This window comes from Rhodococcus sp. USK13, assembly GCF_018343855.1.
GTDB classification, from domain to species: domain Bacteria; phylum Actinomycetota; class Actinomycetes; order Mycobacteriales; family Mycobacteriaceae; genus Rhodococcus_F; species Rhodococcus_F oxybenzonivorans.
In genome coordinates, this window is record NZ_CP069242.1 from 1,261,091 (window position 1) to 1,282,568 (window position 21,478).

Annotated in this window: 21 protein-coding genes; 10 read left to right on the forward strand and 11 right to left on the reverse strand. The window is 65.7% G+C overall.

Annotated features, from left to right (window positions below; translation table 11 throughout):
• Nucleotides 1–26: 26 nt before the first annotated feature.
• The 6 genes from JQT59_RS08625 to JQT59_RS08650 form a co-directional block, all read right to left on the reverse strand.
• The gene (locus JQT59_RS08625; protein WP_249354260.1) at nucleotides 27–1,403 is read right to left on the reverse strand and encodes a phosphotransferase family protein; all 1,377 of its coding nucleotides are present in this window, start codon (nucleotides 1,401–1,403) and stop codon (nucleotides 27–29) included.
• Nucleotides 1,394–2,578: an acyl-CoA dehydrogenase family protein gene (locus JQT59_RS08630; protein WP_213575771.1), complete on the reverse strand. Its 1,185-nt coding sequence runs from the start codon at nucleotides 2,576–2,578 to the stop codon at nucleotides 1,394–1,396. Before JQT59_RS08630 ends, JQT59_RS08625 begins: the two co-directional genes overlap by 10 nt.
• Before the next feature lies 1 nt (nucleotide 2,579).
• Nucleotides 2,580–2,966, reverse strand: coding sequence for a nuclear transport factor 2 family protein (locus tag JQT59_RS08635; RefSeq protein WP_213575772.1), 387 nt, complete (start codon nucleotides 2,964–2,966; stop codon nucleotides 2,580–2,582).
• A gap of 81 nt (nucleotides 2,967–3,047) precedes the next feature.
• On the reverse strand, nucleotides 3,048–3,971 hold the full coding sequence (locus tag JQT59_RS08640) for a hydroxymethylglutaryl-CoA lyase (RefSeq protein ID WP_213575773.1): 924 nt from the start codon (nucleotides 3,969–3,971) through the stop codon (nucleotides 3,048–3,050).
• Nucleotides 3,968–5,233 (reverse strand): CaiB/BaiF CoA transferase family protein, encoded by a 1,266-nt coding sequence (locus JQT59_RS08645; protein ID WP_213575774.1) that lies wholly within the window; start codon nucleotides 5,231–5,233, stop codon nucleotides 3,968–3,970. The genes JQT59_RS08640 and JQT59_RS08645 overlap by 4 nt, the downstream gene beginning before the upstream one ends.
• A 148-nt stretch (nucleotides 5,234–5,381) precedes the next feature.
• A complete protein-coding gene (locus tag JQT59_RS08650; RefSeq protein ID WP_213575775.1) occupies nucleotides 5,382–6,017 on the reverse strand; it encodes a TetR/AcrR family transcriptional regulator in 636 nt (211 codons plus the stop codon).
• An 86-nt stretch (nucleotides 6,018–6,103) separates the two neighbouring features.
• On the opposite strand from JQT59_RS08650, the gene JQT59_RS08655 reads away from it, so the two are divergent.
• Nucleotides 6,104–6,670: a VOC family protein gene (locus JQT59_RS08655; RefSeq protein WP_213575776.1), complete on the forward strand. Its 567-nt coding sequence runs from the start codon at nucleotides 6,104–6,106 to the stop codon at nucleotides 6,668–6,670.
• Between the two features lie 28 nt (nucleotides 6,671–6,698).
• Nucleotides 6,699–7,337: a carboxymuconolactone decarboxylase family protein gene (locus JQT59_RS08660; protein WP_213575777.1), complete on the forward strand. Its 639-nt coding sequence runs from the start codon at nucleotides 6,699–6,701 to the stop codon at nucleotides 7,335–7,337.
• A gap of 700 nt (nucleotides 7,338–8,037) precedes the next feature.
• Here the strand turns inward: JQT59_RS08660 and JQT59_RS08665 are convergent.
• Nucleotides 8,038–9,861, reverse strand: a complete 1,824-nt coding sequence (locus tag JQT59_RS08665) for an NAD(P)/FAD-dependent oxidoreductase (protein ID WP_213575778.1) — start codon at nucleotides 9,859–9,861, stop codon at nucleotides 8,038–8,040.
• A 78-nt stretch (nucleotides 9,862–9,939) separates the two neighbouring features.
• Nucleotides 9,940–11,094 carry a hypothetical protein gene (locus JQT59_RS08670; RefSeq protein WP_213575779.1) on the reverse strand — a complete coding sequence of 385 codons (1,155 nt, stop codon included), beginning with the start codon at nucleotides 11,092–11,094 and terminating at the stop codon, nucleotides 9,940–9,942.
• A gap of 180 nt (nucleotides 11,095–11,274) precedes the next feature.
• Here JQT59_RS08670 and JQT59_RS08675 point away from each other — a divergent pair, with 180 nt between their 5' ends.
• Nucleotides 11,275–12,321, forward strand: coding sequence for a 2,3-butanediol dehydrogenase (locus JQT59_RS08675; RefSeq protein ID WP_213575780.1), 1,047 nt, complete (start codon nucleotides 11,275–11,277; stop codon nucleotides 12,319–12,321).
• Nucleotides 12,318–13,628, forward strand: coding sequence for a GAF domain-containing protein (locus JQT59_RS08680; RefSeq protein WP_249354262.1), 1,311 nt, complete (start codon nucleotides 12,318–12,320; stop codon nucleotides 13,626–13,628). Before JQT59_RS08675 ends, JQT59_RS08680 begins: the two co-directional genes overlap by 4 nt.
• 48 nt (nucleotides 13,629–13,676) lie before the next feature.
• Here the strand turns inward: JQT59_RS08680 and JQT59_RS08685 are convergent, their stop codons facing one another.
• Both JQT59_RS08685 and JQT59_RS08690 read right to left on the reverse strand, forming a co-directional pair.
• Nucleotides 13,677–14,456 (reverse strand): acetoin reductase, encoded by a 780-nt coding sequence (locus JQT59_RS08685; protein WP_213575782.1) that lies wholly within the window; start codon nucleotides 14,454–14,456, stop codon nucleotides 13,677–13,679.
• A 106-nt stretch (nucleotides 14,457–14,562) separates the two neighbouring features.
• Entirely contained in the window at nucleotides 14,563–14,862 is a 300-nt protein-coding gene (locus JQT59_RS08690; RefSeq protein WP_213578384.1) for a hypothetical protein, read from the reverse strand.
• Between the two features lie 159 nt (nucleotides 14,863–15,021).
• Between JQT59_RS08690 and JQT59_RS08695 the strand changes: the two genes are divergently transcribed.
• The 3 genes from JQT59_RS08695 to JQT59_RS36785 all read left to right on the forward strand — a co-directional run bounded on the left by JQT59_RS08695 (nucleotide 15,022) and on the right by JQT59_RS36785 (nucleotide 18,132).
• Nucleotides 15,022–15,474: a nitroreductase family deazaflavin-dependent oxidoreductase gene (locus JQT59_RS08695; RefSeq protein WP_213575783.1), complete on the forward strand. Its 453-nt coding sequence runs from the start codon at nucleotides 15,022–15,024 to the stop codon at nucleotides 15,472–15,474.
• Between the two features lie 101 nt (nucleotides 15,475–15,575).
• Nucleotides 15,576–17,591 (forward strand): APC family permease, encoded by a 2,016-nt coding sequence (locus JQT59_RS08700; RefSeq protein WP_213575784.1) that lies wholly within the window; start codon nucleotides 15,576–15,578, stop codon nucleotides 17,589–17,591.
• 112 nt (nucleotides 17,592–17,703) lie between these two features.
• A complete protein-coding gene (locus JQT59_RS36785) occupies nucleotides 17,704–18,132 on the forward strand; it encodes a hypothetical protein (RefSeq protein WP_249354264.1) in 429 nt (142 codons plus the stop codon).
• Here JQT59_RS36785 and JQT59_RS08710 read toward each other — a convergent pair.
• Nucleotides 18,102–19,325, reverse strand: a complete 1,224-nt coding sequence (locus JQT59_RS08710) for a L,D-transpeptidase (protein WP_213575785.1) — start codon at nucleotides 19,323–19,325, stop codon at nucleotides 18,102–18,104. The genes JQT59_RS36785 and JQT59_RS08710 overlap by 31 nt on opposite strands.
• Before the next feature lie 111 nt (nucleotides 19,326–19,436).
• Here JQT59_RS08710 and JQT59_RS08715 point away from each other — a divergent pair, with 111 nt between their 5' ends.
• The 3 genes from JQT59_RS08715 to hadA all read left to right on the forward strand — a co-directional run bounded on the left by JQT59_RS08715 (nucleotide 19,437) and on the right by hadA (nucleotide 21,447).
• Complete coding sequence (locus JQT59_RS08715; protein ID WP_249354266.1) at nucleotides 19,437–19,646, forward strand: hypothetical protein; 210 nt, start codon at nucleotides 19,437–19,439, stop codon at nucleotides 19,644–19,646.
• Nucleotides 19,647–20,053: 407 nt separating this feature from the next.
• On the forward strand, nucleotides 20,054–20,917 hold the full coding sequence (locus JQT59_RS08720) for a cyclopropane mycolic acid synthase family methyltransferase (RefSeq protein ID WP_213575786.1): 864 nt from the start codon (nucleotides 20,054–20,056) through the stop codon (nucleotides 20,915–20,917).
• Nucleotides 20,914–21,447, forward strand: coding sequence for a (3R)-hydroxyacyl-ACP dehydratase subunit HadA (hadA, locus tag JQT59_RS08725; protein WP_213575787.1), 534 nt, complete (start codon nucleotides 20,914–20,916; stop codon nucleotides 21,445–21,447). Before JQT59_RS08720 ends, hadA begins: the two co-directional genes overlap by 4 nt.
• Nucleotides 21,448–21,478: the final 31 nt, after the last annotated feature.

Consider the following 21,478-nt stretch of genomic DNA (forward strand, 5'->3'; position numbering starts at 1 on the left):
GCCGGGCACCGCTTGGTGTCCGCGTTCTAGCGGTTCATGTGCCGGGGGTTGGCCACACGCAGACGGGCCAGCACCGCGATCGACATCGCCCGGCGCACCCCGTCGTCCGAATAGTCCACTGCCCCCGCGCGTATCCGGGTGGCGAGTTCGGCCTCGGAGGCGCATCCGAGTGCACCGAGGGCGTTACCGAGAACGGAGTCGATGCCGTTCCCGGCGTCGAGTTCCCGGCCTGCGGTGCGCAGCAGGTTGACGCAGATCCGCAGAAGATACCGCTGCCGCTGGTGCGTGCCCTCCAGCGCCGGGCCGATGTCGGTGGCCAGCGTGTCGGTGACCAGATCGAGGATCTCGGTGACGGTGGGTCGCCCGTGCACGGTGGGTCCGGGCGGAGTGCGCGGTGGAGTAACCGCGGAGTCGCCGAGCAGGCCGAGGACGTCGAGCAGGTCGTACTCGGATTCGCAGACTCGGCGTCCGATTGCCGCCAACTCCAGGGACGGCTCCGCCCCGCCGAGGTGACGTTCGGCCTGAAACCTGCTCAGCACCAGCCATCTCAGCGTTCCAAAGGCTTCCCACCAGTGCAGTTCGGCCACCGAGGGGCGGGTTCCGGTGGCCTTCTCGTAGCCGTCGAGGAGTTGTTCGCGGGTGCCGATGCCGGCGACCGGTGCGGGCGCACCGAACCGCCAGGCCCGTACACACAACCAGCCGAGGTCCTCGACGGGGTTGCCGAGGTGGGCGAGTTCCCAGTCGAGCACCCCGCGGATGCCGGTACCGTCGACGAGGAGATTCCCGATCCGGAAATCGCCGTGTACCAAAGCATGCGGGCGATCGGTCGGGCGGTGGTCGCGTAACCACCGCAGGCCCGTCTCGACCGCCGGCCGGGGATCGTTCAGGCCGCGGTAGATCACCTCGATCGCGTCCACGGGGTCGGTGGCGTCGAGCATGCGGAGTGAATCGAGGGGAGTGCGGTGGATCAGCCCGAGCACGGAGCCCAGGTTCTCGGCGAGGTGGCCACGCACCTCCGCGAACGCCGGATCCCGCTGCAGTGTCCGGGGTAGCGATTCCCCCTCGACCTTGTTCATCAGCAGGTAGGGCGCGTCGATGCCGGGCGCGGTGTCACCCGAGGCGAGGACGGTGGGCACCGGCACGCCCGCGGTAGCAGCGGCCCGCAGGCACGCCACCTCCGCCCGCATCCGGGCGGCGTCACCGTGCCCGGGAGGGTCGCGGCGCAGCACCACCGGCAGCGGACGCCCGTCCGGGCTCTCGGCGTCGACCAACCACACCTGCCGGCTGGCACCGCCGGTCAGCTGCCGGGGTTCTCCCACGGTGGTCCCCGTTCCATAGGCGGCAGTCAGAACGGAGCCGATACCGTCCGCGAGCGTCGTTGCGCGAGCGTCGGTCATCGCCATGGCGCGGCCTCCGGATCGCGCAGCAACCGGCGGGCCGTGGACATCCGGTGCACTTCGTCGGGACCGTCGTAGATCCGTGCATACCGCGCCTGCCGGTACATCCGCTCGAGCGGGGTGTCGGCGGTCAGACCGAGGGCGCCGTGGATCTGGATGGCACGGTCGACGACGTCGTGCAGCATGCGGGCACCCCAGAATTTCACCAACCCGATGCGGATCCGGGCATCCTCCCCGGCGTCCATCGCGCGGGCGGCGTCGAGCGTCATGAGCCGGGCGGCGTGGATCTGAGCGGCGGATTCGGCGATGTAGCGGTGCACTTCGCCCTTCTCGGCGAGCACCGAGCCGTGGGCGTAGCGGGTGTTCGCGCGAGCGCACATCAGCTCGTAGGCGCGTTGGGCCTGCCCGAGCCACCGCATGCAGTGGAAGATCCGACCGGGGCCGAGCCGGTCCTGGGCCACGGCGAAGCCCTTGCCGCGCTCGCCGAGGAGGTTGGCGGCCGGAACGCGGACGTCGGTGAGCCGGACCTCGTAGTGGTCGCTCGGGTTGTGCCCCATCGTGGGGATCGAGCGGACGATCTCGAATCCGGGGGTGTCGGTCGGCACGATGATCGCGCTGATGCGTTCGTGCCGCGGGGTGGTGTCGGGTTCGGTGCGCGCGAAGACCGAACAGTAGCCTGCGTCCCGCACCCCGGTGGTGAACCATTTGTGCCCGTTGATTACCCAGGTGTCGCCGTCCAGCTCGGCGCTGGTTTCGATGAGTGTGGGGTCCGAGCCGGCTACTTCCGGCTCGGTCAGCGCGACAGACGGCAGGAGTTCGCCGGCCACCACCGGGGGGAGCCACCGCTGCTTCTGCTCGGGGGTGCCGTATTTGTGCAGCATCAGCGTGTCCTGCATGGACACCGAACCGGCGGCCAGCTGACCGAATTCGGAGCGTCCGATGATCTCGTTGAGGTACACGAAGTCGAGGAACGGGACGCCACCACCACCGAGTTCGGCGGGGTGCCCGAGCGCCCACAGGTCGAGTTCCTTGGCGCGGTCACGCAGTTGCGCGAGGGTCTTGTGCGCGGCGTCGTCCTCGTTCGCCAGGACGGGTTCGGCGGGGATGACGACGTCGTCGATGAACGAGCGCATCCGCGCGCACAGTTCGGTGATCGAGACGGCGGAACGGGTGTCGGTCATGTCAGTGCTCTCGTGAGTGGGCGGCCAGTGCACGGAGGGGCCGGGTGGCGGCGGAGTCGACGTATTCGTCGATGCGGGTGATCCGGCCGTCGGCGACGTGGACGAACACGCTCGCCGGCACCTCCAGTGGTCCGTGGCCGGGCAGGGTGGCGCGCAGGACGTGCTGCTGGGCGAAGCCGTCCGGCAACTCGTGGCGACGGATGTCCTCGTAGCGAAGGTTTTCGAGGGTGCGTGAGAGCCAGCGCAGCACGCGCAGGTTCTCGGTGACCGTCTGCTCGCGCCCGTCGTCGTTGTGCCAGATCCGCGCGTCAGGTGCATACAGTTCGGTCAGTGTCGTCTCGTTGCCGTCACTGACGGCGGCGAAGAAGCGATCGGCCAAGGCATTCATGAGATTCCGTCTCTTTCCGTGCGGTGCTGCCGCCGAGCGTCGGCGAAGCTGGTCGCCCGTCCGGTGGCGGCAGCGACGTGGTCACTTGCAAGCGGCGCCGGCCGGTACCGGCCGGCCTCCGGCGCGGAGGAGTCCGCTGCCGAGCGATTTGTGGAGCAGCCTCTCGGCCAGTCGGGCGGCCGAGAGAGCCTTGTCGAGGTCGATGCCGGTGGTGATTCCGCCGTCGTCGAACATGTAGGCCAGTTCCTCGGTGGCGATGTTGCCGCTGGCACCCGGTGCGAAGGGGCAGCCTCCGAGGCCACCGACGGAGGCGTCGAATTGGCGGATGCCCAGGGTGTATGCCGCCCAGGCGTTAGCGAGGCCCTGACCGCGGGTGTTGTGAAGGTGCAGGCCGAGGTCCATCTCGGGGGCGGCGTTGCGGACCCGGGTGAGCACGTCGGTCGTGCGCACCGGTGTTGCGGTGCCGATGGTGTCGGCAACCGACAGCGAATCGGCCCCGGAAAGTGCTGCGCGCCGAGCAATCTCGGCCATCCGACCAGGTGGGGTCGGGCCGTCGAATGGGCAATCGAAGGCGATGGCGATGATCACCTCGAGGTGGCCGCCGGCCTGGTGGACCAGTTCGGCGACGGGTTCGATCAGTGCGATCGACTCCTCGCTGCTGCGGCCGACGTTGGCCCGGCTGTGCCCGTCGGAGGCGGACACGACGTACTCGAGGCCGGTGAGGCCGGCCTCGAGTGCCCGACGGGCCCCGCCGAGTCCGGCCACCAGGGCCGAGAACCTCACGTGCGGCCAGCGGTCGAGGTGGGCAGCGACGGCCTCGGCGTCGGCCAATGCCGGGATCGCCTGCGGGGAGACGAAGGACGTGACCTCGATGCGCCCGACGCCGGTGGCCGCGAGTGCCTCGATCAGTTCCAGCTTGGCCTCGGTGGGAAGGGGTTTCTCGATCTGCAGTCCGTCGCGGGGTCCGACCTCACGGATGTCGACCCTCGGTGGGGTCTCGGTCATGAGATCGTGCCCTGATCGCGCAGTGCGGCGAGCCGTTCGGCGTTGTAGCCGAGGAGTTCGGTCAGCACCTCGTCGGTGTGGGTTCCGGGCCGGCTGGGCCCGCCCCAGCGGACCCCGCCCGCGGTCTCGCTGAGTTTCGGGATCACCCCGACTCCCTTCACCGGTTCGGGGTCGAATTCTTCGTCTCCGGGCCCGACGGACGGGTCGACGTGGTCGACGAAGATTTCGCGGGCGGTGAACTGCGGGTCGGCCAGTACCTCGGCGACGGTGTTGACCGGTCCGGTAACCACCTCGAACTTGGTCAACAGTTCGATCAGGTCGGCGGCGGGGAAGCCGGCCGCCCACTCGGCGATGAGCGCGTCGAGTTCGTCCTGGTGGTCACCGCGTGCGGTGTGGGTGGCGTAGCGGGCGTTGGTGGCCAGCTCCGGACGACCCATCGCGGCAGCCAGGCGCGCGAACAGGGTGTCCTGGTTGGCCGCGATGATCACCCACAGTCCGTCCTGCGTTCGATACAGATTGGACGGTGCGACGCGATCGAGTCGGGTGCCGGAGGGTTGCCGGACATGCCCGGTCTTGTGGTAGTCCGGAACGGTGGATTCCTGGATGGCCAGGGCTGCCTCGGTGAGCGCGGCGTCGACGATCTGTCCCCGCCCGGTCCGCTCGCGCGCGATCAGTGCCGCGAGGACACCTTGGAAGGCGAACATCCCGGCGAGGCTGTCGCCGAGTGAAAGTGCGATCCGGGGCGGCGCTTGACCTGGAAACCCGTTGAGGTGGCGCAATCCGCTGATGCCTTCGGCGACCGAGGCGTATCCGGGACGGCCGGCGTATGGCCCGGTCTGACCGTATCCGGAGACCCGAGCCAACACCAGCTTTGGGGAAATCGTCCGGAGGACGTCGTAGCCGACGCCCCACCGCTCGAGGGTTCCGGGCCGGAAGCTCTCGACGACGACGTCGGCGGTGGCGGCGAGGTCGAGGAAGATCTGTCGGCCGGCGTCGGTTCTCAGGTCGAGATTCACGCACCGCTTGTTGCGGGCGTGCACGGTCCAGAAATACTGGTGCCCACCCTCAGCCTGCCCCCAGTCCCGCAGTGGGTCAGGACGATCCGGAGCCTCGATCTTGATAACGTCGGCCCCCATGTCGCCGAGGAGGCGACCACAATAGGGGCCGGCGATCAAGGTGCCCAATTCCAGGACCCGGAGTCCGTCGAGCGCACCCTGCGGAACCTCGGCGGTGTCGGTCGATGGGGCTGATTGCGTTGTCATGGTGCTTGCCTTTGAGGAAGTCGCAACAGGGGAGTGACAGTTCGCTGTGACCGGCCATGCCGCCGGACCGCCGCCAGGTATGCGTATGAGCCCAGATCACGCCCCGACAACTTGCTCGACGACGAGCACAGCGCTGACGATTCGAACCTCAACCTCGGGCCAGCCCGAGCGCGCCGAGACACATCTGATCGAGGGTGTCGAGCAGGGCCTCTTCGTCGGCCTCGTCACCCTGTATCAACCACAGATACAAGGTGTGGTCGACCATGGCGGCCATCGCACGGGCGGCCAGTACCGGGTCGAGGGTGGCGGTGACCAGACCGTCCTGCTGCCAGCGGGCGATGGCGCGGGAGGTTCGATCGATCAACTGCCGGCGGTGCTCGTGACGCAGCTCGCGGAACTCGTCGTTGAACGTCGCGACCTGTTCGACGATTGCCATCAACCGGGCGTTCCGGCGATACGCCTGATAGTACGAGCGGTTGGAGGCGATCAACTTCTCCGCCGGGGACAGGTCGGCGGCGGCCGCCTCCCGGCGGTGCATGTCCTCGAACAAACGGGTGCTCAACTCCCGAAATACATCGTCCTTGGACTCGAAGTAACGATAGAAGGTGCCGTAGGAGACCTTCGCCTCCTGCGCGATGTGTTCGACGCGGGTGTCGAGGAATCCGACCGTCTCGAAGACCTTCTGCGCGGCGTCGAGCAATGCGTCACGCGTCTTACGACCACGCGCGGTCAACGTGTCGGGTGTTGCCGGCGTGGACGGGGTATTGACAGATGACTTGGCCACGGACAAACTCTCCCAACAGATGACATGACTGTCAAGTCATTTTGATTCGCTTCTCGCGACGACTCCACCACATCGGAAGGACCGCAATGAGCACTTCGAACTCCAAATATGAACTTCGTGGCATCAACCACCTCGCGTTGGTGTGCTCGGACATGCAACGCACCATCGATTTCTACTCGGGCGTATTGGGCATGCCCCTGATCAAGACCATCGAGCTGCCGGGGGATCTGGGTCAGCACTTCTTCTTCGACTGCGGCAACGGCAACACCATCGCCTTCTTCTGGCTGACCGATTCCCCCGAGGCCGCGCCCGGCCTCGCAGCCCCCAAGGGACTGCCCGACGAGGGTGAACTCGCCAGTGCGGTGGGATCGATGAATCACGTCGCGTTCGCGGTGCCCGTGGAACAGTTCGACGAGTACTACAGCCGGATGCAAGCCGAGGGAATCAAGGTCAGCCGGTTACTCAACCACGACGACAGCCCCTCCGGCGTGTCTCGGCACGTGCACCCCGGCACTTTCGTGCGCTCGTTCTACTTCCAGGACCCCGATGGTGTCCTGCTCGAATTTGCCTGCTGGACCCGCACCTTCACCGACGCAGACGTCGCGCACGAACCGAAGACCGCCGCCGACCGGCGCGTTCCCACAGCACCCTGATCCTGCCCGCCGTCCGAAAGGAACTCCAGTGCCCCGCCTACGTGAAGTGCCTCGCGCCGAAGTCACCGACGCGAAGATCCTCTTCTTCTACGATCGACTGTTCGGACCCGACAAAGACCCCGCCGTCGACCACGGCACCATCCACGCCACTCCCGGCGACTGGTGGACCGTCTTCGCTCAGTCGCCGGATGTATTCCGGCATGCAGTGCGCGGGTTCTCGCTTTACCGCAACGCCACCTTGGACCCCTTGCTGCGCGAACTGGGGCAGGGCCGGGCCGGGTACGCGCGCGGAAGCCAGTTTGTCTTCTCTCAGCACTGCAAGCAGATGCGCTCCCTCGGGATGCCCGAGGAGAAGATCGCAGCTGTCCCGCACTGGCAGATCAGCGACTGCTTCTCCGCACTCGAGCGGGCCGTGCTGGCCTACACCGACGGGCTCGTCTACGACGGTGGCCGGGTACCGGACGAGGTGTTCGCGGTGCTGCAGGGCAACCTGACGGATCCGGAGATTCTCGAGCTGACCTACATCACCAGCCTCTACGACATGCACGCGACCATGTGCCGCGCCCTCCGCCTCGAATTCGACGACCGCCCTGAGTTGATCGCCGAAGTCAAGGTTCCCGAGGGCGTCGAAGTCCGTGACCTCTCCGCCGACCTGTCCGGGGAATGATCTTCGGCCTCGACAACGACCGCCCAGGTATTGAGGTGCATGGCCGCCCCGATCCGGGCCGACCACGGTGAGATCGCGAGGGTGCGCGCCCATACCTCGTCGGTGATGTGACCGAACTTCTTGAATCCGGTGATACCGGCATTGTTGACGAGAACCGCTGGTGCGCCGAGGCTTTCCTCACCTTTTCGACCGCGGTATCCACCTGCGATCGGTCCGACACGTCCACGTCACCGAACGCGGCTGCAGTATGGCCCTTGTCGACGATTTCCTCGACGACGGTCTTGGCTGCTGCAGCGTTCAGGTCGAGCACGGCCACCGCAGGTGTCCACTCCCAAGGGGTAGCCTCAGGATCGAGTGTTTCGGTCATTGTCTTGCCTTCTCGCCAAGCTAACTCGGCGTGTCGGCCGGCTCCAGTTCAACCGTTATCCCGATAGCCCCGCAGGTTGGGGCCATCCAGGTGATCGGGACTGGACGAGGTGAGAGCAACCCACCGCATGACCGTCCGCGCCTGTGCCAGTGCGGTGATCGGGTTTCTGATCGGTGCGGACAGCCATCGTCCGGTGAGGAAGAGAAAACAAGCGACGAGGGCGTGGAACATCGGCAGGGCAACTCTCCGTTGGCGGTCGGGAACGGGCAAACGGGCGCCCCGCACCGGTGTGATGCGGGGCGCCCGACACGGGGGGATCAGACAGCGGGCGGATCAACTGAGGTGGTGCACTTCCTGCAAGCCGTAGACCGGCGTCGGGATCTTCTCGTACCGTGCCTTGATCTGGAGGGCGAGATACAGGGAGTAATGCCGCGACTGATGCAGATTGCCGCCGTGGAACCACAGCGCTTCCTGCTGCGTAGGCTTCCACATGTTGCGCTGCTCGCCCTCCCAGGGGCCGGGGTCCTTGGTGGTGTCGGAGCCGAGGCCCCAGCACTTGCCGACCTTGTCGGCCACTTCCTGGCCCATGAGGTCCGCGGCCCACCCGTTCATGGAACCGTAGCCGGTGGCGTAGACGACCAGGTCGGCCGGCAGTTCCGTTCCGTCGCGCAGGACCACTGCGGTTTCGGTGAGTCGATCGACCTGTCCGGAGACGAGGTGAATGCTGCCGTCCGCGACGAGTTCGGAGGCGCCGACGTCGATGTAGTAGCCGGACCCGCGGCGCAGGTACTTCATGAACAGGCCGGAGCCGTCGTCACCGAAATCGAGCTTGAATCCCGCCTTTTCGAGCCGGTCGTAGAACTCCTTGTCTCGTTCGGCGATCTTCTGATAGATCGGGATCTGGAACTCGTGCATGATCTTGTACGGCAAGGACGCGAACGTCAGGTCAGCCTTCTCCGTGGTCATGCCCGCAGCGAGGGCACGCTCCGAGTAGAGGTCGCCGAGGCCGAGATCCATGAGAGATTCCGACTTCACGATGTGCGTGGACGAACGCTGCAGCATCGTGACATCGGCGCCGTTCTCGTAGAGCGCCTTGCAGATGTCGTGGGCCGAGTTGTTGGAGCCCACGACGACGACGCGCTTACCCGCGTAGGCGTCCGGACCCGGGTGCTGACTCGAGTGGTGCTGCTCGCCCTGGAAGATGTCTTGGCCCGGGAACGTCGGGACGCTGGGTTTGCCCGACATGCCGGTGGCCAGCACCAGCTGTTTCGGGTGGAGCACGACCTCCTCACCGGCACGGTCGAGGACGACGGTCCATTCCTTGGTCTCCTCGTCGAAACTGGCGGAGGTGCAGGTGGTGGACGCCCAGTACGGAATCTCCATCACCTTCGTGTACATCTCGAGCCAGTCGCCGATCTTGTCCTTCGGGGCGAACACCGGCCAGTTGTCGGGGAACGGCATGTAGGGCAGATGGTCGTACCAGACGGGGTCGTGCAGGCACAGCGACTTGTACCGGTTACGCCACTGGTCGCCGGGGCGCTCGTTTTTGTCCACGACGATGGCAGGTACACCGAGCTGACGCATGCGGGCACCGAGCGCGATGCCGCCCTGGCCGCCGCCGATGATCAGTACGTAGGGCTGCTGCGTGTAGCCGAGTTCCTTCTCCTCGAGCTCTCGCCTTTCGGCCCAGCTCAGGGTGTCTCCGCCGGCGCCGTGGACCGCGCCCTTCACACGCTTCGTGCCGCGAGGCTCCTCGTGTCCCTTCAGCTCCTGCATGGTGGTGAGCAACGTCCACGCCTCGTCGCCCTCGAGCCGCAGATGGCCCTTTCCGCGGCTCGTGGCGGTCTCGAACGTGATCCATGCGGAGGTGACACCGTCGGCTTCTACCGGGGTCTCGCTGATGCGGAAGTTCGTCGGCTCGGTGTCGTCGAGTCGTGCCTGCAGCATTGCGGCGACGCCGTCGCGTCCCTCGACCGTCTTGAGGTTCCAGGTGAATGCCACCAGATCCCGCCAGAAGCTATCGACCGCGAACATGCCCGCAGCGCGTTCGATGTCCCGCGCAGCGAGAGCCGCTTCGAAATCAGCCAACCACAGGTCGACCCGTTCCTGAGGCGTCGAGAATGTCTGGACCGCGGGCGGCTGGACAGTCTGTGTCATGGACCTCTCCTTTTCTCTGTTGTGACTCACAGCACACTCCGTTCGGGGCGGGGACAACAGCGTTGCAGCGTGTTGCAATCACGACCCGGCCACGGAGGGCGCCCACCGCCGCAGACCGAAGGACTGGAACCCGACGACGTACAGCAGGGTCCACAGCACGAGCCAGTCGAGGAACCCGAGTGCGTTGCCACGCAGGTCACCGGCGACCACGGGCTCGTGGAGAATGTGCTCGGCGGCGAACCGGTAGTAGACGAGGAAGGTGACAACGGCGAGTCCGAAGGTGAGCGCCGCCCGCAGCAGCAGATTTCTGCCGTCACCGAAACGGGTGGGCTGGTTGCCGAACGCGTTGGCCCAGAAAATCATCCAGAATGCCCAGCACACTCCGAGCTGGGCCGGGAACTGATGGATGGCATCGCCCAGTTCGGTGGTGGCCACGCTGCCGACGAGAATCTCGACCAGCGGAACCATCGCGAAGTAGATCGCAGTTCCGAGGACGACGTTGCCGACCGTCGAGGCGAGGACCACCGCTCGCGGATTGCGCTCACCGCCGAAGATGCGCCACGGCCAGTTGTCCAGCGTCTGCCCCGTCAGGATCACGGAGACGACGATCGAATAGAACCATCCGAGGACTGTGTCGACGGACATCAGCGGGTCCGTCGCCGACAGCGAGACGGAGGGCAATCCGAGAACCAGATACAGCGCCAGCGTCGGGACGGCGATGAAGGCGATCTCGCACAGGCCGACCAGTGATTGCCGCAGTCCCAGTGCGGTCCACGGCCAGTGTTTCCAATTCAGGACGGCCATCACCCACGTCCCGAAGCCGAAGAGCACGAACAGGGCCCCGGCGAAGTACCCCAGTCCGTCGGCGCGGTCCGCGGCGAAGTCGGGGAACAACCGGCCGAGTCCGTTCGCGAGGACCCACGTGACCGCCACCGCGAACACTGCCGTCGTGCCGAGGATTGCGATCCCTCGCGCCGGTTGGCTCAGTCGGTCGAAGCCTGCGAACTCGCAGTTGAAGCCGATGAAGACAACGAACAGGATCGCCCAGAACAGTGCCGCATTGAACGGAAGCGGGTAGAAGTTCCACGGACTGATCTGCGGATCTGCGAGCAGATACCAGGTAGCGAGTGCTACGGCCGTGACAACGGCAAGGTTGGCCAGGCCGAACACCGCCCACGACGGTGATCTTTTCGGTGGCGCGCTTGTCGAGGACGGGCTCAGGGTTGCCGTCATGTCGTGCTCCTTCGTCGGAAATGCGTGCAAGGTCCCGGCAACTATGAGCTGGATCACACAGGGCGCGGCAGGGTTGCGGGCAGTAGCCGCTGCAACGCGCTGCAACCCTTCCGGCTTGTGGGCCAGGTCACATACAACTCAGTGCATACCGGCAGGGTGCCGGAGCGACGGGAGTGAACGATGCGCGCAGCTGTGTACTACGGCCCGAACAAGGTGGAGATCGCCGACGTGCCCGAACCCCAGGCCGGGCCGGGGCAGGTAAAGGTGAAAGTCGGCTTCAACGGCATCTGCGGAACCGACCTGCACGAGTACTACGCCGGGCCGATCTTCATCCCCACCGAGCCGCACGCCTTGACCGGCCAGCAGATGCCGCTGGTCCTCGGTCATGAGTTCTCGGGCACGGTGACGGAGATCGGCAAGGGCGTCACCGGCACGTCGGTGGGCGACCGGGTCGCGATCGAACCGATCTACCGCTGCGGGCACTGCGCCCCGTGTGCGGCCGGGAACTACAACATCTGCCAGCAGATCGGATTCCACGGTCTGATGTCGGACGGCGGCATGGCCGAGTACACGGTGGTGCCGGCCGACATGGTCCACCCGCTGCCGGACAATGTGTCGCTCGAGCTCGGCGCCCTCGTCGAACCGATGTCCGTCGCCTATCACGCAGCGACCCTGGGCGACGTCCGTCCGGGTGACACCGCGATGGTTTTCGGCGCCGGACCCATCGGAATCGGCCTGTGGTTCGCGTTGCGCGGCAAGGGGCTCGACGACGTCCTCGTCGTCGAACCGTCACCGACCCGCCGCGCCGCGATAGAGGCGCTGGGCGCAAAGACCCTCGATCCCACCGCAGTGGACGTTCCCGATTATGTCCGCGACGCCACCGAGGGCCGCGGAGCCGACGCCGCCTACGACGCTGCGGGTGTGCAGCCGTCCGTCGAAACCGCACTTGCCTGCGTGGGCGCCCGTAAGCCCATGGTCAGTGTCGCAATCTACGAAAAGCCCCTCGAGACACCACTGTTGAATCTGGTGATGAACGAGTCGCGTATCCAGGGGTCGCTGTGCTACACGTCGGCCGACTACGAGGCGGTCATCGCCCTGATGGCGGAAGGCAAGTACGACACCACGGGATGGGTCAGCGCCATCACCCTCGACAGCGTGGTCGAAGACGGGTTCGAAGCCCTACACGCCGGCACCAAGATGAAGGTGCTCGTGGACCCGTCGCGGTGACCTCCACACGACCCGGCGCTTCTCGACGCCGGGCCGCCGAACCAGCGGTCGGTGCGGGAGAAGATCCGGCGGGGTATGCGCGGATTCTCGCGGCCGTGTACGAGGCCACGATGTCCGGAGACAAATCCCCTGCACGGCCCCGGGAGGTTGTGGACGATTCGTGGCGTCGGCTGAGGGGGCTGGGCATCGACCCCGAGTCGGCGCCGCCTACCCCGCGGATCACGCCGTCGAGACTGGACACGCGCCGCCGCGAGTCCGGTCTCGTCGAGGTGCTCGACCACCTCGTTCACGGGTTGGACGCGGTGGTCGACGGCGGCGACAATATTCTCGTCGTCACCGATCAGCACGGGGTTGTGTTGTGGCGCAGAGGATCTTCGTCGGCACTCGGTCGGGCCGATCGTCTAGGCTTCGTCGAGGGCGCAACCTGGGCGGAGGAAAGCGTCGGCACCAACGGGATCGGCACCGCGCTCGCCTCACGCAGACCCGTACAGATCTTCTCGGCCGAGCATTACGTGCGCAGTCATCACGCGTGGACCTGTGCCGGAGCCCCGATTCGCGATCCCCGGACGGGCCGTGTCCTCGGTGTCGTCGACGTCAGCGGTCCCGTGGGCACCGTGCACCCGGCCACACTCGCGCTGGTCGACGCGGTCGCGCGCCTCGCCGAATCGCATCTGCGGGAGATACACCGGGAGCGCCTCGACCGGCTGCGGGCTGTCGCGGCGCCGATGCTGTCACGAATGTCCGGTCCCGCCTTGGCAGTCGACAGCGACGGATGGACGGCCGCTATCGAGTCGTCGCCGTTCCGTCCGCGACTGCTGTTGCCCGACGACATGACCCCGGGTCGTGCGTGGATGCCCGACCTCGGCTCGTGCGACGTCGAACCGCTTCCCGGTGGGTGGTTGGTGCGCCCGGTCGGGGGCTCGGATCGCGAGGCAACTCCGCGGACTCTCGTGAGGCTCGACCTCACACGCCCGCAACACCCGACCGTGCACGTGCACAGCGCCTTCGGCTCCTGGGCGCACGAGCCGACACCACGACACGCGGAGATCCTCTTTCTCCTCACCCGGAGTCGCGACGGCCGCACGGCCGCGCAGTTGGCCGACGACCTGTTCGGCGACAGCGGCCGTGCGATGACGGTGCGAGCCGAGATGTCGCGTCTGCGCCGCCACTTTCCCGGAATCGTTCTGGGACAGCCCTATCGGTTCGACGAGGCCGCAACGCTGGACGTGCGCCTACCCGACGACCGTACCCGGCTGCTGCCGCATTCGGTGTCGCCGGCAGTAGTGGCAGCCCGCAACCCCCTGTGAGTACTTATCAACCGCCGCAGGTTAATAAGTACTCACAGGGGTGGTGGTCTACCGGTACACCAGCCCGCCGTCGATCAGGCCCGCCTGCCCGGTCATGTAGTCGGAATCAGGCCCCGCCAGATAGGAGACGTAGGCCGCGACGTCCTCAGGAGTCTGGGCACGGCCCAGAGCGATACCGCCGACGAACTTCTCGAACGTCGCACCCTTCGGAGCGCCGGTGAGGGCCGCGAACCGCTCGTCGATGGTGACCCACATGTCGGTACCGACGACACCGGGACAGTACGCGTTGACGGTGATGCCGTCGGCCGCATACTCCTTGGCCGCCGCCTGCGTCAGCCCGCGGACCGCGAACTTCGTCGCCGAGTAGACGCCGAGCATCGCGAAGCCCTCATGACCGGCGATCGACGATGCGTTGATGATCTTGCCGCCGTGCCCCCGCGCCCGAAATTTGGCTGCCGCGACCTGAATACCCCACAACACGCCCTCGATGTTGACCGCCAGGATTCGCGACACTTCCTCGGGCTGCACGTCTGCGAGGGGATTGACCTGCGCGATTCCCGCATTGTTGACGATGATGTCGAAGCCGTCCAATTCGTGCTCGGCCTGATCGACAGCGGACTGGACTTGGCTTAGGTCGGTCACATCGGCAACTACGGACATTGCCTTCGACCCCACGGCGCGAATCTCGTCGGCCACCGCGTGCAGACGGTCGCCGTTGACATCGACGAGTGCGATGTCGGCGCCGTCCGCTGCTAAACACAACGCGATTGCCCGCCCGATACCCTGCCCTGCTCCTGTGATCAGAGCGACTTTGCCCTCGATGCTCATCCCTGAGTTCCTCTCGATAGTGATCGTCCTCACAGAGAAGGCAAGCACTGTCGATTGCGGGCACTCAAGGGTTGCACGCCGTAGCGCGCGAAGGAGTGGCGACGAGTCAGCTGTCTCGCCGAACGGAGAGGGCGCGTGCCGGTCGGTTCTCGCGGTAGGCGTCGCCTCGGAGGACGAGTGGAGCGGGGGCGATGTCCGATGCGCTGTGCAGACGTGTACTGCCGTCGGCCGACCGATCGGCTGCAGCAGGGGTGATGTCACCTCGGACGGCCCGCGCCATGGTGGTGGCCTCGCCGATGGCGAACGCGATGGGAATGGCAACGACAACGGATGCGACGGCAGCGGCTGCGTCGAAGGCGAGGCGCGTTACTTCGAGTGCACCGTTGATTGTGTCGCGCATGCCCATGAAAACTTCCTTCGCTATTGATCGCTGTGGAGCACACGACCTCGCCGGAATTGCATTGCGCCGTGCAGGTTACGATTGATCTTGCACTACTTGCGAGTACCAAACCGTCCAGTTTTCTTTTCTGCCCACGCGGTACACCATCAGTGGAGGCCGAACGACATGGAACACTCGCCCGACACCGTGAAGCCCCCGTGGTACCTGCCCTGGGTCAACAAGGCGATCATCGGGCTGCATCACCTGGGTATCGCCATGCCGATGCCGACGCTCACCGTTCCCGGCCGAAAGAGCGGTCAGCCGCGGTCGACGCCGGTGTCACCGTACGAGGTAGACGGCTCGAGATACGTGGTCGCCGGATATGCCCGATCGGATTGGGCAAGAAATGCGGAGGCGGCAGGCCGCGGAACGTTGACCCGCGGCCGTCACTGCGAGCAGGTGCGGCTCGTGGCCCTGCCGGTGTCCGAGCGGGGACCGATCCTGCGGGAGTTCCCGGCCAAAATGCCTCATGGCGTCTCGATGTTCTTGAAGGCCGGAACGGTCGAGAATGCGTCGCCGGAAGCGTTCGAAGCCGCCGCGCCCAAGTGTGCCGTCTTCCGGATCGAGCCGCTCGGCTAGAAGAGCAGCGACAACGCACGAAGCCGCCGGTTCCCCGTTTTCTTTGCCCCATCTCGCGTCTCCGCCGCCGAAACCGTGTGCCGAGGACGTAGGCTTCGGCAGTGTCCAAAGCTGTACACGCGGCTCGGCGGCTGGTCCTCGGCCGTGCGTTGCGCAGCGAACGCATCGGCGAGCAGTCGCTGTCCAAGCGGTTGGCGCTGCCGATCTTCGCTTCCGACCCACTGTCGTCCGTGGCGTACGCGACCCAGGAAATTCTGCTGATCCTGTCGCTCGGCGGGCTTGCGTACCTCTACCTCACGCCGTACCTGGGGGCCGCGGTGGTGGTGCTCCTCGCGGTGGTTGTGCTCTCCTACCGGCAGGTGGTCTTCGCCTACCCCAGCGGCGGCGGATCCTACGAGGTCGCGAACCGCAACCTGGGACCGTCCGCCGGCCTTACCGTGGCCAGCGCCCTGCTCGTCGACTATGTGATGACCGTGGCGGTGTCGGTGGCAGCGGGGGTCGACAACCTCATCTCCGCCGCCCCGTCGCTGAACGAGCATCGAGTGGCGTTGGCGGCGGGCTTCGTGGTCCTGCTGACCGCGATCAATCTGCGCGGGGTCCGCGAGTCGGGCAAAGCGTTCGCTGTACCAACCTACGGTTTCATCGCCGGCGTCGTCGTGCTCATCGTCACCGGGCTGATCCGGGCGGCGTTCGGAAATCCGCCCGTCGCGGAGAGCGCCGCCTACACGATCACTGCCGAACACTCGGGACTCACCGGCCTCGCGCTGATCTTCTTCGCCCTGCGCGCCTTCTCCTCCGGCTGTACGGCGTTGACCGGGGTGGAGGCGATCTCCAACGGTGTGCCTGCGTTCCGCAAACCCAAGAGCGCCAACGCCGCGAAAACTCTCGTCGCAATGGGAGCCACCGCGATCGTGATGTTCTCCGGGGTCACCGCACTCGCCATCATCAGCAAGGTCCGAATCGCGGAGAACACCTGCGACCTCACCGGGTTCGCCGGAGATTGTGCGACCGATCCGCAGCGGACAGTAATTGCTCAGATCGCCGCCGCGGTATTCGGCGGAAGCACCAATGTGGGGTTCTTCTATATTCAGGCAGCCACCGTGCTCATCCTCATCCTGGCTGCGAACACCGCCTACAACGGGTTTCCGCTGCTTGCCTCGATACTGGCCCGCGACCGCTACCTGCCCCGCCAGCTCAATACCCGCGGCGACCGGCTCGCGTTCAGCAACGGCATCATTCTGCTGGCACTCGCGGCCGGCACCCTGATCGTCATCTTCGACGCCTCGGTTACCCACCTGATCCAGCTGTACATCCTCGGGGTGTTCACTTCCTTCACCCTCAGTCAGGCCGGGATGGTCCGGCATTGGAACCGCCTCCTGCGCACCACACCGGACCGCACCGAGCGGCACAGGATCCACCTGCGACGTGCCGTCAACGGAATTGGCTGTGTGCTCACAGGGCTGGTGCTGATCATCGTCACCGTCACGAAGTTCACCCAGGGCGCTTACCTGGTTGTCATCGCGATGCCGATCCTTTTCGCTCTGATGAAGGGCATCCGCCGGCACTACGATCGTGTGTCGGCCGCGCTCGTCCTCGAGGAGGACAGTTTCGATCTGCCGTCCCAGGTGCATGCCATTGTCTTGATCTCGCAACTACACAAACCCGCTGCTCGCGCCCTCGCCTACGCCCGCGCAACTCGGCCCTCGATCATCGAGGCCGTAACCGTGCAGAGCGACGACACGCCCCGCCTACAGAAGGAATGGTCCAAGCACGACCTTCCGGTGCCGCTCAAGGTGCTGGCTTCCCCCTACCGCGAAGTCACCCGCCCGATCATCAACTACATCAAGACGATACGTCGCGACAATCCTCGGAAGGTGATCACCATTTACATTCCCGAATACGTCGTCGGGCACTGGTGGGAAAACCTTCTGCACAATCAGAGCGCACTACGCCTCAAGGGCCGACTGCTGTACACGCCCGGTGTGATGGTCACCAGCATCCCCTGGTTGCTGGACTCCGCCCAACGCATCCGCGACCCGGCACCGCTTCCCGCGCCTGGCGACATCCGCCGCGGCGCTCTCCCCGCGAAGTCATCACCTCCCGACACCCGGAAGTGAGCCATCTTTCTGCCGGTCAGCGTGTTCACCGAAACAGGAGTGGGGTACTCAGGGGAAGTCCCATTCGGATCGATCAGCGACATGAGGATTGTCGCGAAACTTGGTGAATGTCATGAACATCGTTCACAACACCGTTCGGGTGGTCGCCGGAGCCGGTGACGCCGCAACGGCCACTCTCGGTGCGATCGGTGGTGCCGCGATCGGTAGCGTCGTCGGCACTGTCAAAGGGGCCGGGGAGGGGGCAGTCGAGGGCGCTCGTCGCGGCAGCCATTCCACTCCAGCAGCCGTCATGACGATGGGGGCGGTCGCGCTGACCGGCGTGGTGGAGTGGCCTTTCGTTGCGGCGGCCGGTGGTACCGCCCTGTTACTGCACCAACTGAAGCCCGACCAAGGCAAAACGGAGGCGCCGGCGGAGCCCGGCACGGCAGGCGCCACGACTCCGGGAAGCCCGAAAACGGCCACGGAGGCGCCAGCGGCCGGCGGCGCTGCACGAACTGCCACGTCGAGGCGTCAGCGCAGCGCGCTGCCCGCCAGCCACTGATCCCAGGGCACGCTCCAGTCACCGTTCTGCCATTGCTCGAGGGGAGCGCCGCCGGTATTGCGCACCTCGACGATGTCGCCGGGGCGGGAGAAGTCGTAGAACCAGCGGGCGTTCTCGGGGCTGAGGTTCAGGCATCCGTGCGAGACGTTGGTGTTGCCCTGAGCCCAGATGGTGTCCGCGAGTTCGTGGAGGTAGATGCCGTCGGTGCTGATGCGGGTTGCGAAGTTGATCGACTCCTTGTAGCCGAGGCGGGAGTTCACCGGCAGCCCATAGGTCGAGGAATCCATCACCACCGGGTTGGCCTTGTCGATCACGGTGTAGATGCCCGGCTGGGTCCAGAACGTCAGGGTCTGGCCGCCGACGACTTCGCTTCCGCCCATGCCCATCGACGTCGGCATGGTGCGGACCACCTCGCCGTTGTCGGTGACGGTGATCTGCTTGGTGGTGTCGTCGGCCACGGAAATGTGGGCGTCTCCGATGGTGAAAGAGGTGGTCGCGTCCTCCTGACCGAACAGACCCTCGCCGAGAGGTTTCCCGTAGACATTCGCGCGGACGGTGACTTTCGTGCCGGGTTCGTAATAGTTCTGCGGGCGCCAGTGCACATTCTGATCGTCGGCCCAATACCAGGAGCCCGACACCGGTGGCGTCGTTTCGACGCTCAGCGCCCGTTCGGCGGCTGCGCGGTCGGTGATCGGCTCGTCGAAATGAGTGACGATCACGATGCCGACGCCGAAGGTGCCGCCGTCGGTGAGGAGGTTGCCACCGGTCGTCAGGAACGAGGGTTTGGTCTGATTGCCGGGCCGCACGGTAGTAAATGTGCTCGTTCGATCGCTACGGGCACCGTCATCGCTGACCGCGGTGATCACCAGGGTGTAGGTCTTGCCGTAGCCGAGGGGTACGCCCGGCTTCCACGACACGCGGTCCGGGGTGAAGATGCCGTCGATGACCCGGCCCTCGTCGTTGGTCATCGTGACCGACTCCAGAGTGCCACCCGTGGTGTCGACCGACACCGGATCGAGCGGCTTCACCGCGGCCACCCCGTCGGCCGGGACCACGGTGATCTGCGGCCCTGCCGGCGGCTGGCCGGTGGTGGGCGCGGACGGTGCGGAGCTGGAGCCGCAGGCGGTGAGAAACGCGGTGCCCAGCACCAGAGTCAGAAGTGCGGCCAGACAGTGGGAACGGTGATTGCGCATGACGGCGGCCCCCTCGATCCGTGTGGGTTGTGCAGACTAAACCTATCTCGCCGCTCTGCCGTGCGTGGTGCAGTTTCCTCCGCGGGATTCTTCTCGGTGCACACTGGTGACATGGCGCGTGTGCACACCGGTGAGTCGGTTCTGTCCCGGGCGGTGCGGATCGTGGAATCGTTCCACTCGGATGATTCCCTGCTGACGGTGTCGGAGATGGCTCGCAGACGTGCGGATCGGGGCGCGGCGGTGGGAGGTGGCATCCGGGGCATCGCCGGTCGCATGCCCCTGCATGCGTCGACGTCGGGCCTGGTTCTCCTCGCGCACTGACCGGCATCGGCATCGGCGGAATTTTAGCCAGTAGCAACGTAATTGCAAGTGAGTACGCCTCGACACGGTGACGCGGCCTGGCGGTGAGCCTCAACTCGACGGGCTACACCAGCTCGACCCCCGAGCTGCTGGTCGAGGCCGGTATGTCGGCAAACAAGGGCATGACCCACCGCGACCACGGAGGAATCGCTGACCGCGCATTGAGTCAGCGGCGTGGGAGCGGAGTGCCCAACGACATTTTCACGGAGTTTGGGTCGCGGCCCGAGCACGCAGTGGGTATCTTGAGATCAGCCGGACGGTGGCGTCGTCTCCGAGGGGTCGACGTCATCGCTCCTGTGAAAGGTTCGTGAGCTAAGCAGCCAGCTCGACGTTGGTGCATGCACTGATCACGAGAGGTGGGTCGCACGGTGGACAAGTTGACCCCGTTCTACGCCGATGTGCAAGCCCACTACGACCTCTCCGACGAGTTCTTCGCCCTGTTCCTCGATCCCACTCGTACCTACAGCTGTGCGTATTTCGAACGTGACGAGATGAGTCTCGAAGAGGCACAGATCGCCAAAGTCGACCTCGCGTTGGGTAAGTGCGATCTGCGACCGGGTATGACGCTGCTGGACGTGGGGTGTGGCTGGGGGTCCACCATGCTTCGGGCGATCGGCCGGTATCAGGTGAACGTCATCGGGTTGACGTTGAGCCGTAACCAATTCGAGCACGTGAACGAGGAATTCTCGAGGCTGCCCCTCGGTGATCTCACGGCGGAGGTGCGCCTCGAGGGGTGGGAAGATTTCGACGAGCCGGTAGACCGGATCGTCAGTATCGGTGCTTTCGAACACTTCCGACGTGAACGCTACGACACCTTCTTCCAGCGATGCCGGAAGATACTGCCCGAAGACGGTCGGATGTTGCTGCACACCATCACTCAGATCAACCGCCACCGTATCCGAGAGCTGGGCTTGCCCATCAATCGCGAGGTTCTACTCTTCGGACAGTTCATTCAGCACGAAATCTTCCCGGGGGGTCAACTGCCGGAACCGGAGTGGGTGGTGGAAGGTGCGGAGAAGGCCGGATTTCGTGTGGACCGGATACAGCCGCTGCAGCAGCATTACGCGCGGACGCTCGATTCGTGGGCCACTGCCCTGGCAGAGCACCGCGAGGAGGCGATCACGGCCGCCTCGGAGCAGATCTATGACACCTACATGAAATACCTGAGCGGTTGCGCCAATTACTTCCGCGACGGCTACATCGACGTCATGCAGTTCAGCCTCGCCTTATGACGGCCGAATTGACTGTGAGCGACCAGGTCGAGGCACTGGTCGGGCACACCTATCGAATGCCCGGTTACTACGAGGTGGGGCGTGAGAAGATCCGCGAGTTCGCCGATGCAGTGCACGACGATCACCCGGCGCACCACCTCGAGGAGGGTGCCGCGGAACTCGGCTATCGAACGTTGATCGCGCCGATCACGTTCACGTCGATTCTGGGTTCCATTGTCCAACAGCACCTTTTCACCGAATTCGTGACGGTCTACGACCTGAGTCAGGTTCTGCACACCGACCAGCGCATCGTGGTACACAGACCTGTTCGGGTGGGAGACCAGCTTTACTGCGAGTCGACTCTCGAGTCGTTCCGGGAGTCCCACGGACAGGATGTCCTGGTGTTTCGTAACGAGATCACCGATGGTGGCGGCGGCGCCGTGCAGACATCCTGGACGACGATGATCGCCCGTAGCGGCGGTGTGATCGACGAGGCACTCGCCGGCGTCGTCGCCGATGTAACTCGCCGCCGTGCGCCGCGAAGGCACTGACGTCGGCTCTGACCCGGTCACCGGGGAATGA

Excerpts from the sequence above, each read along its gene's own strand:
- JQT59_RS08625 (WP_249354260.1), bottom strand. The coding sequence starts at position 1,403 with ATGGCGATGACCGACGCTCGCGCAACGACGCTCGCGGACGGTATCGGC.
- JQT59_RS08630 (WP_213575771.1), bottom strand. The coding sequence starts at position 2,578 with ATGACCGACACCCGTTCCGCCGTCTCGATCACCGAACTGTGCGCGCGG.
- JQT59_RS08635 (WP_213575772.1), bottom strand. The coding sequence starts at position 2,966 with ATGAATGCCTTGGCCGATCGCTTCTTCGCCGCCGTCAGTGACGGCAAC.
- JQT59_RS08640 (WP_213575773.1), bottom strand. The coding sequence starts at position 3,971 with ATGACCGAGACCCCACCGAGGGTCGACATCCGTGAGGTCGGACCCCGC.
- JQT59_RS08645 (WP_213575774.1), bottom strand. The coding sequence starts at position 5,233 with ATGACAACGCAATCAGCCCCATCGACCGACACCGCCGAGGTTCCGCAG.
- JQT59_RS08655 (WP_213575776.1), top strand. The coding sequence starts at position 6,104 with ATGAGCACTTCGAACTCCAAATATGAACTTCGTGGCATCAACCACCTC.
- JQT59_RS08665 (WP_213575778.1), bottom strand. The coding sequence starts at position 9,861 with ATGACACAGACTGTCCAGCCGCCCGCGGTCCAGACATTCTCGACGCCT.
- JQT59_RS08670 (WP_213575779.1), bottom strand. The coding sequence starts at position 11,094 with ATGACGGCAACCCTGAGCCCGTCCTCGACAAGCGCGCCACCGAAAAGA.
- JQT59_RS08675 (WP_213575780.1), top strand. The coding sequence starts at position 11,275 with ATGCGCGCAGCTGTGTACTACGGCCCGAACAAGGTGGAGATCGCCGAC.
- JQT59_RS08685 (WP_213575782.1), bottom strand. The coding sequence starts at position 14,456 with ATGAGCATCGAGGGCAAAGTCGCTCTGATCACAGGAGCAGGGCAGGGT.
- JQT59_RS08690 (WP_213578384.1), bottom strand. The coding sequence starts at position 14,862 with ATGGGCATGCGCGACACAATCAACGGTGCACTCGAAGTAACGCGCCTC.
- JQT59_RS08695 (WP_213575783.1), top strand. The coding sequence starts at position 15,022 with ATGGAACACTCGCCCGACACCGTGAAGCCCCCGTGGTACCTGCCCTGG.
- JQT59_RS36785 (WP_249354264.1), top strand. The coding sequence starts at position 17,704 with ATGAACATCGTTCACAACACCGTTCGGGTGGTCGCCGGAGCCGGTGAC.
- JQT59_RS08710 (WP_213575785.1), bottom strand. The coding sequence starts at position 19,325 with ATGCGCAATCACCGTTCCCACTGTCTGGCCGCACTTCTGACTCTGGTG.
- JQT59_RS08715 (WP_249354266.1), top strand. The coding sequence starts at position 19,437 with ATGGCGCGTGTGCACACCGGTGAGTCGGTTCTGTCCCGGGCGGTGCGG.
- hadA (WP_213575787.1), top strand. The coding sequence starts at position 20,914 with ATGACGGCCGAATTGACTGTGAGCGACCAGGTCGAGGCACTGGTCGGG.